General features: G+C 64.9%; 8 protein-coding genes. 5 read left to right on the forward strand and 3 right to left on the reverse strand.

Going from position 1 to position 13111, the window contains the following annotated elements:
• Position 1 precedes the first annotated feature (1 nt).
• From CH251_RS11400 to treS, 3 genes are all read right to left on the reverse strand, one after another.
• The gene (locus CH251_RS11400; RefSeq protein ID WP_094613302.1) at positions 2 to 4600 is read right to left on the reverse strand and encodes an EAL domain-containing protein; all 4599 of its coding nucleotides are present in this window, start codon (positions 4598 to 4600) and stop codon (positions 2 to 4) included.
• Positions 4601 to 4678: 78 nt separating this feature from the next.
• Entirely contained in the window at positions 4679 to 5227 is a 549-nt protein-coding gene (locus CH251_RS11405) for a hypothetical protein (protein WP_094613303.1), read from the reverse strand.
• A gap of 39 nt (positions 5228 to 5266) precedes the next feature.
• A complete protein-coding gene (treS, locus tag CH251_RS11410) occupies positions 5267 to 7447 on the reverse strand; it encodes a maltose alpha-D-glucosyltransferase (RefSeq protein ID WP_094613304.1) in 2181 nt (726 codons plus the stop codon).
• Positions 7448 to 7744: 297 nt separating this feature from the next.
• Here treS and CH251_RS11415 point away from each other — a divergent pair, with 297 nt between their 5' ends.
• The 5 genes from CH251_RS11415 to CH251_RS11435 all read left to right on the forward strand — a co-directional run bounded on the left by CH251_RS11415 (position 7745) and on the right by CH251_RS11435 (position 12664).
• Positions 7745 to 8245 carry a Pro-kumamolisin, activation domain family protein gene (locus CH251_RS11415; protein ID WP_094613305.1) on the forward strand — a complete coding sequence of 167 codons (501 nt, stop codon included), beginning with the start codon at positions 7745 to 7747 and terminating at the stop codon, positions 8243 to 8245.
• A gap of 322 nt (positions 8246 to 8567) precedes the next feature.
• Positions 8568 to 10412: a molecular chaperone DnaK gene (dnaK, locus tag CH251_RS11420; protein WP_032376212.1), complete on the forward strand. Its 1845-nt coding sequence runs from the start codon at positions 8568 to 8570 to the stop codon at positions 10410 to 10412.
• Complete coding sequence (gene grpE, locus CH251_RS11425) at positions 10409 to 11041, forward strand: nucleotide exchange factor GrpE (RefSeq protein ID WP_032396072.1); 633 nt, start codon at positions 10409 to 10411, stop codon at positions 11039 to 11041. Before dnaK ends, grpE begins: the two co-directional genes overlap by 4 nt.
• Before the next feature lie 31 nt (positions 11042 to 11072).
• On the forward strand, positions 11073 to 12248 hold the full coding sequence (gene dnaJ, locus CH251_RS11430; RefSeq protein WP_094613306.1) for a molecular chaperone DnaJ: 1176 nt from the start codon (positions 11073 to 11075) through the stop codon (positions 12246 to 12248).
• Positions 12248 to 12664: a heat shock protein transcriptional repressor HspR gene (locus tag CH251_RS11435; RefSeq protein ID WP_094613307.1), complete on the forward strand. Its 417-nt coding sequence runs from the start codon at positions 12248 to 12250 to the stop codon at positions 12662 to 12664. The genes dnaJ and CH251_RS11435 overlap by 1 nt, the downstream gene beginning before the upstream one ends.
• Positions 12665 to 13111 lie beyond the last annotated feature (447 nt).

Consider the following 13111-nt stretch of genomic DNA (forward strand, 5'->3'; position numbering starts at 1 on the left):
TCTAACGGGCCGAATCGGCCGCGGCGATCCAGTCGATCGCCTGGCGCAGCGGCATCGGTCGGGCAATGTGGTACCCCTGCGCCATGTCCACACCGAGTGTGCACACGTAGTCCCACATCTGTTGGCTTTCCACGCCTTCGACGACGGTCTCTGCGTCGAGCGCTTTCGCCAGTCGCACAGCGGCATCGAGGATGGCTCGGCCGCGCGGGTGACTCGATGCTCGCTGCAGCAGAGATCGGTCGATCTTGATGACGTCCGGTTCGAGTCTGTCGAGCAGCTCGAGGTTCGAGTATCCGGTGCCGAAGTCGTCGATGCTGATCTTCGCGCCGAAACGCTTCAGGATGCCCAGGGTGTCTCGGGCACGACCGTGCTCGTCGAGCAATGCGGATTCGGTGACTTCGATGACGAGCTTGTCGAACCCTCCCGGTGGTGCCCAGGTGATGAGACGGTCGATGACGTCGCGTTCGTCGAGTTCGATTCCGGAGAAGTTCGCCGCCACCCGCGGGCGGGTCTGACCGAGCTTGCTCTCGAGTGTAGTCAGATCCGCATCGAGCAACGTGAGAACGATCTTTCCCAAGGCCCGGAGATGGCCCGTCTGGGTGGCGTGGTCGATGAACTCCTGAGCGGAAACGACGACCCCGTTCCTCCGCCATCGGACCAGTGCCTCCAGCATCGTCACTCGTCCGGTGCTCACATCGACGATCGGCTGATAGTGCAACTCGAAATCCTTGTTGCGGAACGCTTCTCCCAGCTCGTGCCGGATCGATGCCCGCTCGTCCGCGATCGCGTTCATACTTGCAGCGAAGTACGTATGTCGGTCACGGCCGGACTTCTTCGCCTCGTACATGGCCGTGTCGGCGTTGTGCAGCAGTTCGTCCGCAGTCGTGCCGTCGCCTGGACTCAGTGCGATGCCGATCGATGCCGAGACGTACACCGTCGTGTCGACGAGTGAGATCGGGTTCCGTAAGTCCTGAAGGATTCTGTGCGCCAGCATCTCGAGGCTGTCCGTGTCCTCGCTTCGGGTGACGAGAACGGCGAACTCGTCACCGCCGAGACGACCGACGATGTCGTGTCGGCGTGCCGCCTGCTGCAGTCGTGCCGCAACCGTGCTCAGTACGAGATCGCCTGCACGATGCCCGAAGCGATCGTTGATCTCCTTGAAGCCGTCCAGGTCGATCCACAGTGCCGCGACTCTCGTGGTCCCGGAATTCAGAAGCTCGGCGAGGCGTGATCGAAAGAACTGCCTGGTGAGCAGCCCGGTGTGTCGGTCGAACTGTTCCCGAGCGGCCAGGTCGGCGCTGATCTCGCGTATCCGTGAGGTGTCGTGAACGACTGCAACCGAATGTGGTCCGGCGGGCGAGTCGGATTTCACCGGTACAGCATGGAATTCGATGCTGATCGGATGCGAGGACCCATGTGCGTCGACGACCGTCCAGCTGTCGAACGCACCGTTGTCCGGCAGTCCCGGTTCGATCTCGGGTGACGGGGGCATGCCGCCGGCCCTTCGATCGATGAGCATCGACAGACTCGTTCCTATCAATTCGTGAGGCTCGAATCGGGTGATGGCCGTGAAACCGGTGCTGACGGACAGTATCCGGTTCTCGCGATCGAGCACGACGATTCCGGCAGTGACCGTACCGAAGAGTGCGTCGAGTACGGCGCTGCGCTCCGCTGCCTGGTCCTCGAAGACGCGGCGGTCGGTGACATCGACGGCGCTACCGATGACCAGTCGGTCGGCGGGGTCGCTCGTACGGATGGTGTGGGTAACTTCTTCGATCCAGCGAATCGATCCGTCCGGACGGACGATGCGATACTCGCATCTCCAATCCTGTTCGGCGGCAGCAGAAACAGTGGCGACTCGGTCTCGGTCTTCCGGGTGCACGGTCGACAGAAGTAGCCGCGGCTCCGCCATGACCCTGTCGCGGTCGAGACCGTAGATCTCCTCGACGCGTGAGTTGATGAAGGTCAGCGTGCCGGTGGCGTCGCGCTGCCAGACTATCTCGCGGATGGAGTCCGCGACGAGGTGGAAGTTGGTCAGTGCGGCATCACGAGCCCGCCTCGTGGCGCTGATCTCGCCGACATCGGTCACCACCACGATGACACCCCGCACGTCGCCGTCGGCACCGACATAAGGTTGGGTCTGCAACAGGTAGTCGGCAGTGGCGCTGCTGATTTCGCGTATGCGCGACTGGCGATGTTCGAGGGTCGCGTGAAGGTCGTCCTCGAGGCCGGAGATCTCGACAGTGGTGGGAATGGCTGTGAGCGGTCGGCCGCGGTCCGCGTCGATCAGCGAGAACAAGCGGACGGCCAGGGGAGTGAAGCGGGTGACGCGCAGTTCGCGGTCGATGATGATCAGTCCGCTGGTGAGCGACGACTGGATGTTGGTGAGATCGGTGTTGGCCTGCTGCGCCTCGTTGGTGCGCGCTTGCAGTTCCTGGTTGAGGGTCGTCAGCTCTTCGTTGGTCGCTTCGAGTTCCTCGTTGGCGGCCTGTGCTTCTTCGGTGGTGGCCTGTAATTCCTCCGAGGATGCTTGCAGCTCTTCGTTCATCGCTTGCAGTTCCTCGTTCGAGGATCCGAGGTCGGCGACGATGGCCTCCAGCGCGCGCTGCGTGGAGTCGAGTTGCGCATTCATGTCGAGGACGGGTGTGGACGCCGTAGCGGACGAATCCACCGTGCCGTGCGTGGGCAGAGCCTCCTCGGCGCGGAACGACACGACCGTCCGGGTGGTGAACTCCGTCGATACCTGAGCGCCCGTGATTCGCACACGATTGCCCTCACCGGTCACCAATTCCACTGTCGTGGAATTGGTTTGACGCAGTTGACTCAGTAGCGTCCGCACCGTGAGGCGATAGGGTTCCCGGAGGATCTCGGTCACCGCCCCGGTCTGTCTGCCCTCGCCGACCGTGCACCAGCGTGAGACGTCGCCGATCACCTCGATCAGTACATCGCGGTCGTCGACGATCAGCATCGGAGCCGAGGTGATCTGGAGTATGCGGCGGTACGGGAGTTCGGCGTCGGCGCGGGTCGGGCCTGTGCCGCTCGGGAAATTGCCGCCGTTGGCCGGTGGAGCTTGAAGGCGCCGAGTCACGGCGATGGACGGCAGTCGGCTCGAATCGCCTCGCCGGTAGATTCGATGTGTGTAGTCGACCGCGGTGAACACTGCATCGACATTGGAGATTCGCTCCGACAGGCCGAGGACGACGAGCCCGTCCGGCACCAGAGCGTAGTGACACAGATCCATCACTCGTGCCTGGAGGCGCGACTCGAAGTAGATGAGTGTGTTGCGGAGCGAGATCAGGTGCACACGAGGAAACGGCGGGTCGTAGGCCACATTGTGGTGAGCGATGACCATGCACTCGCGCAGTTCCGGGACGACTGCCCATCCGGCGGTGGACTGATACATCCATCGGTCACGGAGTCGCTGTGGCACGGCGTCGATCTCGGCGGCGCGGTACTGGCCCCGCCGAGCCACGGTCAGCGCAGCGTCGTCGAGGTCGGTGGCGAACACCTTCAATCGGCTGCTCAGCCCGCTCCTGTGCTCGGCTCCATCGAGAGCATCGGCGGCCAACATCGCAATCGTGTAGGCCTCTTCTCCCGTTGCACATCCGGGTATCCACAGGCGGAGGGGTTCGTGAGCCGCAAGCGAGCGGACCACGGTCTTCAACCGCATTCCGACGCTCTCCCACACTGCGCCGTCGCGAAAGAACGACGTGACGCTGACGAGAATCGCTCGTGCCAGGGCACCGGCTTCGGCGGTGTCGTCCGGCAACGAGGCGGCATACTCGGCCACCGAGATCCCTTTACCGTGTCGACGACGCTCGATCTGCCGACTCAACGTCGAACGCTTGTAGCCCGAATAGTCGATGCCGGTGGTCAGTCGCAGGCACTCGATGATCGTCGCCAGATCTGCCGCGTCCAGATCCGGGGTGTCGGTCGAGACCTCCGACCGCGGTCGGTCGGCCACTGTCTCGTCCGTTGTGAACCCGGTCTGCTCGTCCGCAGGGCGCGCCGAACGGCCGAACAACAGGTCGTGCAGTTCGGTGCCGATGGACTCGGCAGGAGCGGTCAGATTCACCGACCCGGTATCGAGGGTGGAGGTGGGCATCTGCTCGAATGCTGCGGTTGTCGGGTCCTGGACTGCAATGACCCCGCCGCCATCGCGGATCGCGGTCGCCCCGGCAGCACCGTCACTGCCGCTGCCGGACAGGATCACCCCAACGGCGTCGGGGCCGAATTCCGCGGCCAACAACTCCAGCAATCGATCGATGTTCGGCCACGGTCGCTTGGTTGGACTGGCTTGCGGAAGTCGTATCGACTCCTCCGCGACCACGATGTCCGAGCCGGGAGGTCCCACGTAGACGACCCCTGGTTCGAGCTTCGCTCCCTCCTCAGCGGCCACCACTGGCATCGACGTGTGGTGCGAGAGAAGTTCCACCAGCGCACTGTCCTGATTCGGAGCGCGGTGCTGAGCCACGACGAAACACCAGGGAGCGGCGGTCGGAGCTCCGGAGAGGAACCTGGCGACCGCGTCCAGTCCACCGGCCGAACTGCCGACTCCGACCACCCGCAATCTGGGATGGCCCTCGATCTCGTCAACCATCGGCAGACCCCTCCCTGGACGTCGGCACTCACTCAACCACACGATGACCGGCATCGTGCGCTCTTCGGACGTGCCTCGTCAGCGCCGGGGTGCGAGCGCGACGAGGGTGGTAGCCGCAGCAGTGCCCGCCACGACGAACGGCCCCCACTGCAGGACGCCGCCGAGCAGGGCGGAGGCGTCGGACACGAAGGTCGAGAACGTGACTGCCGCTCCGATGGTCAGGAGTCCGACCGCTCCCATCAGGACCTTGGACGACATCGCCGCGTTGCGCAGTAGATTCAGCGCGACGAATCCAAGCAGCACGAGCACCGCCACTGCGGCCCCGCTGGACAGCAGCGTGGCCGAGGCTGTGTTGCGGACGTCGGCCGTACTGGCTGTCGAATCCTGCTGTGACACTGCAGTTTCGACGCCGGAGAGCACCGACTCCCAGTTCAGGGCGACGACGGCGGCCAACGCCAGGGTCAGCGCCGCTGTCAGTGCCCACAGAGCGCGCGCGACCTTCGGCAGGACCGAGGAAGTCGGCTCCTGCCGTGGCCGCAGCGGTTCGACGGCGACATCCGGCCGCGGTGGTTGCGGACGGGGAGGCCTGGGCTTCCGCGATGTCGGGTCGTTCTGCTCATCGGCCACGCGCAGGAGTCTATCCGTCGGCGGTGACGGGCCGCTGTCTCAGCGCAGCACCACCGGCACGCCCTCGTACGGACGCAGGGTCATCGGGAAGCTGTTCAGCTCGTCGACGGTCGCGATCTCGTTGTCGTCGGAGACGTCGACGGCAGTGGTGCCCGGCACCAGATGCTTCGACTGGATGGTCGCACTGATCTCCTCGGACGAGAAGTTGAGCACGGTGGCCTGGATGGTTCCCTGCCCGAGCTCGTGCACCATCACCAGCAGACCCTTGTGCGAGACCGTCGGAATGTCGATCTGCTGGGCGGTGGCGATGCCGAACTTCTTGCGCAGCTCGATGATTCGCGCCAACTGGCGGGCGAAGGACTGCGGATCCGCCAGCTGCTCGGGGAGCGAGCCGTACAGGCTGCGCCCGCGCGGGATGCCCGATTCCGAGCGCACGGCCTCGGGGAAGTACCCCATCAGATCGTGTGCGCCGCGGTTGATCCAGCGGGTGTCGCCCTCGCGGATGAGGTCGTCGACCTCATCGGCCGCGATCGGCAGGATGCCGAGCAGATCCCAACCGGACAGTGCGAACACGCCCGGTTGCAACGCGTTGTACATCGCGAGCAGCAGGTGGGCCCGCTTGACCGTTTCGATGTCTCGTTCGTCCATGCGGTCCAGATCGCGGATGCCGAGCGATGCGGTGATCACACTTGCTGTGGTGCAGGCGATTCCGTTGGTGGTGAACGTCCGGTTGTACGGTGCCCAACGTCCGGTGAGTCGATCGGTCAGTTCCCCGCGGATGCGATCGCCCAGATCGCTGCCCTTGACCGCCTCGCCGCCGTAGGTGAACTCGTCCTCGGCGTGCAGGGTGGCGAAGTGGATGAGCTCGAACGTCATCTCGTCGTGGTTCTGCAACGCGTGTACGAGCGACGCCGTATCGACGCCATGATCGCGGGCCAGAGTCATGGTGAGCCTGAGGAATTCGGTGTTCCCCATGACGAGCGCGTGCTGATACGCGGGGCGATTGATGAAGTCGTACGACAGATCGGCACCGTTGGCACCCATGGCCTTGATGTCGTCGATCGTCAGGTTCAGTTCCTGGAAGGTGAACCCGCCCATCTTGCGCACCACGCTGGCGATCAGGTGGTTCGCCGCCTCGGACAGAGGGTGGCCCTCGGACCAGCCCGGTCCCTCGGCGCGACGCTCCACGCCGAGAAAACCGTTGGCGTCCAACCGCAATGCGCCTGCACCCAGATCTGCGATGGAATGGCATGCGTCGCCGATCACCAGTCGCATTCCGGCGAAGGAGGGATCGAGCCAGTTGATCGACGGCTGACCGGCCTTGAAGTAGTGCAGGTACACCCAGCGACGCTCGACGCCGTCGATACCGATGACGGGAGGTGTTGCGCTCCAGTTGGTTTCCTTCACGCCGAGCTCGTAGAAGATGACGCGCTGCAGCTGACCGATGATGTATCCGGCGCGGGCGAGATTGGCCTCGGCCTCGGCGTCGATGTTCTGAGAATCGGCCCCGGCCCGCACTCGCGGCAGCAGATGCCAGTCCTGCGGTTCGATCTCGACCATGTGGTAGATGCCGGGGTAGTCGGCCACGGCCATCTCGGCGAGTCGGAAGTCTGCGCCCTTGCCGGTGTGGCCGGGAACGATGTCGTCGATCACGATGCCGTCGTATGCCGAGGCCACAACGCACAGCCGTCGGAACTCTTCTTCCGATCCGAACGCGGGGTCGATCTGCATGCCGATCCGGTCGAAGTGTCCGTCGACCGAGGGAGTCGGCCGCCAACCGTGGATGCCGCCGGCCACCTTCACCGGGCCGGTATGTACTGCGGTGACGCCGATTTCGGAGAAGGCCTGCCACAGCTTCTCGTCGCCGAGAGTGCTCAGAAAGCTCGTCTGCGGGGCGTTGATCACCGAGATGGGGTACGCGGTGAACCACACCGGTGCGCGTTCGACGGCGGCGCGAGGATCCGGGTCGGCATACGGGTTCTGCCACATGCTGCCCTTGCCCGAGAGTTGCTCGGCGATCAACTTTGCATCGCGCAGCATCGACTGTTCGGTGAGCCAGTCCACGTACTCGGGGTTCGACGCCACCGGCTCGCTGTCGGGGGTGGGACTGCTGCTCCGATTGGCGCGACGCACTGAAGGTCGAAGTGGTTTCGGCCGAGCCGGATAGAACTTCTCGTCGTAGGTGATCTCGCTCGGTTCGTGCTGCACTTCGGGATCCATGTGCCTCCGTAGCCTCGCTTTTCCTCAACCCTACGTAGGGCGCGGCCGATCCGCAGGGTTGTGGTTCCCCTGATCGGCGAGCGGTGAAACCTGGCTCGCCGCCCGGTGAAACCTACGCCGAACTACACCGGTGTGATTCGTCAGGGGCCTTTTCCTTCGATATGCGAACGTCATCGAATCGAGACCGCCTGGTGTGGAATGTCTGATTCGGATAGGTCATAGTGAATCAGGTACCAACTGACCCATCTGTCACATCAGACTCATGAGTCACATCCCCCTCAGCTACAGGAGTTGTCCATGCGACGTCTTGCCCGCACATCGATCCTGGCCTCGACGGCCGCTCTGGCCGCCGCCATCGGTGCGGTCGCCCTCGCACCGGCCGCATCGGCCGAGCCTGCGCCCGAAGCCGTCGGCCCGCTCGGCTCGGTGGTTCTCGAAAGCCCCGACCTGGTGGTGACCATGGCCGCCGTCTGCGACACCACGGTCGAGGACGCACCCGAGGGTGGCGTCGTCGCACTGCAGGTCAAGGTCGACAACGTCGGCGCGGACGACGCGTCGAACGTCAACGTCAACTACGGCGCACTGCCGGGCGTGCAGGGTCAGAACACCGAGACGACCATCAAGGCAGGCGAAGCAGCGACGTACACCGTGCCTTCGGTCGATCGCGAATGGATGGCACGGCCTGCTGGTGCCGCGGCATTCGCCAGTGCACTCGACGCGAACTTCCTCGACAACATCACCGGCGGACTGCTGACCCACAGCTGCATCCCCGCCCCGGTCGAGGAGCCTGCCGAGTAGTTCCTTCCGTAACAACTTTCTCCCCGCTGCGCCGCGACGATCCTCGCTGATCGTCGCGGCGTACTGCTGCGCAGTGGTGCGGCTCGGCATATGGGTCGTTCCGCAGGCTCCACTCCTGATGTGCCCCCGGCGGCACTCAACCGCACCACTGCGCCGGAGGCGCACTCGGGAACAAATTCGCCACACCCTCCGTTGTGCAGGTCAGCAGCCTTGAGTGGATGAGGCTCAAGTTGGAAGTTGACGCGACAGAACGCGTTGTGCAAACTTGAGCGGAGTTCGCTCACCCAGGGACTGAATCCACGCAACAACAGGAGGAAACATTATGGCTCGTGCGGTCGGTATCGACCTCGGGACCACCAACTCGGTCGTGTCCGTCCTCGAGGGCGGCGAACCGGTTGTCGTCGCCAACTCCGAGGGATCACGCACCACCCCGTCGATCGTCGCTTTCGCCAAGAACGGTGAAGTGCTGGTCGGCCAGCCCGCGAAGAACCAGGCGGTCACCAACGTCGATCGCACGATTCGTTCCGTGAAGCGCCACGTCGGCACGGACTGGACCGTGGAGATCGACGGCAAGAAGTACACCCCACAGGAGATCTCCGCGCGCACGCTGCAGAAGCTCAAGCGCGACGCCGAGGCCTACCTGGGTGAGGAAATCACCGACGCGGTCATCACCGTTCCCGCCTACTTCGAGGACGCACAGCGTCAGGCCACGAAGGAAGCCGGCCAGATCGCCGGCCTCAACGTCCTGCGCATCGTCAACGAGCCCACCGCGGCAGCCCTCGCATACGGCCTGGACAAGGGCGACAGCGAGCAGACCATTCTCGTGTTCGACCTCGGTGGCGGCACGTTCGACGTCTCGCTGCTCGAAATCGGCGACGGCGTCGTCGAGGTCCGTGCGACGTCCGGCGACAACCACCTCGGTGGCGACGACTGGGACGAGCGCATCGTGACCTGGCTCGTCGACAAGTTCAAGGCTCAGAACGGCATCGATCTGACCAAGGACAAGATGGCGCTGCAGCGTCTGCGTGAGGCCGCCGAGAAGGCGAAGATCGAACTGTCCTCCGGCCAGAGCACCTCGATCAACCTCCCGTACATCACGGTCGACGGCGACAAGAACCCGCTGTTCCTCGACGAGCAGCTCAGCCGCTCGGAGTTCCAGAAGATCACCTCCGACCTGCTCGACCGCACCCGTGCGCCGTTCCAGGCAGTGGTCAAGGACTCCGGCATCGCCGTCAAGGACATCGACCACGTCGTGCTCGTCGGTGGTTCGACGCGTATGCCCGCCGTGTCCGAGCTGGTCAAGGAACTCTCCGGTGGACGCGAGCCCAACAAGGGCGTCAACCCGGACGAGGTCGTGGCCGTCGGTGCTGCACTGCAGGCCGGTGTGCTCAAGGGTGAGGTCAAGGACGTTCTGCTCCTCGACGTCACGCCGCTGTCCCTCGGTATCGAAACCAAGGGTGGCGTGATGACCAAGCTCATCGAGCGCAACACCACCATCCCGACGAAGCGTTCCGAGACCTTCACCACCGCTGACGACAATCAGCCCTCGGTGCAGATCCAGGTCTTCCAGGGTGAGCGCGAGATCGCCTCGCACAACAAGCTCCTCGGCTCCTTCGAGCTGACCGAGCTGCCCCCGGCTCCTCGCGGCGTCCCGCAGATCGAGGTCACCTTCGACATCGACGCCAACGGCATCGTGCACGTCACGGCCAAGGACAAGGGCACCGGCAAGGAGAACACGATCAAGATCCAGGACGGCTCCGGCCTGTCCAAGGAAGAGATCGACCGGATGGTCGCCGACGCGGAAGCTCACGCAGACGAGGACAAGGCTCGTCGCGAAGAGGCCGAGGTTCGCAACCAGGCCGAGTCCCTCGTCCACCAGACGGAGAAGTTCGTCAAGGACAACGAGGACAAGGTCGACGCCGAGCTCAAGGGACGCGTCGAAACCGCCATCGCCGACGCCAAGACGGCTCTCGCAGGCAGCGACATCTCGGCAGTCAAGACCGCCGTGGAGAAGCTCTCGACCGAGTCGCAGGCTCTCGGCACCGCCATATACGAGGCTCAGGCCAAGGAGCAGGGCGGCGCAGAGGGTGGCGCTCAGGCCGCTGACGACGGTGTCGTCGACGCAGAGGTTGTCGACGAGCCTGCCGACGACACGGACAAGAAGTGACGTCGGAGAACACCGAGCAAGAACCGGTCACTTTCGTGGACAAGCGAAAGATCGATCCCGAGACCGGTGAAGTACGGGAAGGTGACGCGGTTCCGGAGCCCCTCGTGGGCACCGGGGCTGCGCCCCAGCCCGACTCGGTGGACGAAGGGACCGTCGACGGTGACGTAGTGGAGGACCCGCGTGACACGCAGGTCGCCGAACTCACCGCAGATCTGCAGCGCGTCTCGGCGGAGTACGCCAACTACCGGCGTCGCACCGACCGAGAGAAGCAGACCGGAGCGGAGAACGCGAAGGCGTCCGTCGTCTCGCAGCTGCTTCCGGTTCTCGACGATCTCGAGCGAGCTCGCCAGCACGGCGATCTCGAGACCGGACCGCTCAAGGCAGTGGCAGACAAGCTGGCAGGGGTGTTCTCGAACATCGGCCTGACCACTTTCGGAGCCGAGGGCGACGCCTTCGACCCGGCCATTCACGAGGCCGTCTCCCACGAGGGCGACGGCAGCAGTCCCGTCGTCGGGACGCTGATGCGTCCGGGCTACAAGCTCGGCGAGCGCGTTCTGCGGACCGCGATGGTCGGCGTGGTGGACAGCGCAGCACAAGAATCGGATGCACCTGCGTCCGACGAGCAGTAGACAGAAATAGCGCGAGAGGAGGAAACGCCCGGTGAGCCAGCGGGAGTGGATCGAGAAGGACTTCTACAAGGAGCTGGGCGTTTCCTCCAGCGCGACTGCAGAAGAGATCAAGAAGGCGTACCGAAAGTTGGCCAGGGACAACCATCCCGACGCCAACCCCGGTAACGCCTCGGCCGAGAACAAGTTCAAGGCGGTCAGCGAGGCGCATGCCGTCCTCGCCGACCCGGCCAAGCGCAAGGAATACGACGAAGCACGACGGCTGTTCGCCTCGGGCGGTTTCGGTAGTCGCGGCGGCGGTGGATTCTCGCCCGGCGCAGGCGGATTCGGCGGCGGTGGCCAAACCTTCGACGTCGGCGACATCTTCGGTCAGGGCGGCGGCGACGGCGGAATCGGCGACCTGTTCGGTGGCCTGTTCAATCGCGGTGGTGCCCAACAGCGCCCCCAGAACAATCGCCCCCGACGCGGCAGTGACGTCGAAACCGAGACCTCGCTGCAGTTCCGTGAAGCGGCACAGGGCGTTACGGTCCCCTTGAAACTGACCAGCCCGTCCTCGTGCACCACCTGCCACGGCAGCGGTGCGAAGCCCGGAACCAGCCCGCGGGTGTGCCCCAGATGCAACGGCCAAGGCGTCGTCAACAGAAACCAAGGCGCGTTCGGCTTCAGTGAGCCGTGCGACGACTGCCGCGGAAGCGGATCCATCATCGACGACCCCTGCGCCGACTGCCGCGGCACCGGAGTGCAGAACCGCACCCGCACCATCACCGTGCGAGTCCCGGCCGGTATCAGCGACGGCCAGAAGGTGCGACTCGCCGGTCAGGGCGAAGCGGGACTGCGCGGTGCACCGTCGGGCGACCTGTTCGTGACGGTTCGGGTCAAGCCCGACAAGGTATTCGGCCGCAGCGGCGACGACCTGACGGTGACCGTTCCGGTGAGCTACGGCGAACTGGTGCTCGGTACCACGCTGTCGGTGCCCACCCTCGAGGGTCGCGTCGGCGTGAAGGTTCCACCGGGAACCGTCGACGGCCGAGTGCTGCGCGTGCGCGGTCGCGGCGTCCCGAAGAAATCCGGCACCGGCGATCTGATGGTGACCGTCAAGGTTGCCGTGCCGCAGAAACTCGACGATGCTGCTACCGACGCTCTGAAAACTTATCTGGAAGCCGAGAAGGCCAGCGGATTCGACCCGCGGGCCGGGTGGGCAGGTGTGTGATGTCGATCCCTCCCGAGGGCGGATCTGCGAAAGCCGGTGGCGGACAAGCTGATCCCGACGCCCAGGTCTTCGTGATCTCGGTGGCGGCACAGCTGGCCGGCATGCACGCGCAGACACTGCGCACCTACGACCGGCTCGGTTTGGTCACTCCGCATCGCACCACCGGCGGTGGGCGACGCTACTCCCCGCGCGACGTCGCACTGCTCCGTGAAGTGCAGCGACTCTCGCAGGACGAAGGCGTCAACCTCGCCGGCATCAAGCGCATCATCGAGCTCACCAATCAAGTCGAGGCCCTGCAGGCGCGGGTCTCCGAGCTGGCCCAGGATTTGGCCAACGTGCACGCCAGTTATCGCCGCGACCTGGTGCCGATCCAACGCAACGCACTCGTGGTCTGGAAGCCGCGCCACCAGCGCTGAGTTCGAGGGTTCGCCCTCGACTGTCCGCAAACGCGCGCGCATTTGTCAGGTGCGGGCCGATTCGGCCCCGACTGTCCGCAAACGCGCGCGCATTTGTCAGGTGCGCGCATTCTCGCCTGTGATTCGGTCGCTACTTTGCGCGCGTTCAGCGAATGCGCGCGCGTTTGCGGGTTCGACAGGGGGCGGCGGTGGCGAACCTGGTGCCGGCTGGGCCTCTGAGGTCGGGTCGGTCCGGGGATGGTGAGCGCGGTTCTCTGCCGTGCACATCCCCGCAAACGCGCGCGCGTTTGTCAGGTGCGCGCATTCTCGCCTGTGATTCGGTCGCTACTTTGCGCGCGTTCAGCGAATGCGCGCGCGTTTGCGGGTTCGACCGGGGGCGGCGGTACCGGCAATGGGCGAACCGCGCGCGGGTTTGCGGGGCACCCCGTCTCGGCCCCTATTCTGGTC

The organism is Rhodococcus sp. 06-462-5, from assembly GCF_002258315.1.
GTDB lineage: Bacteria > Actinomycetota > Actinomycetes > Mycobacteriales > Mycobacteriaceae > Rhodococcoides.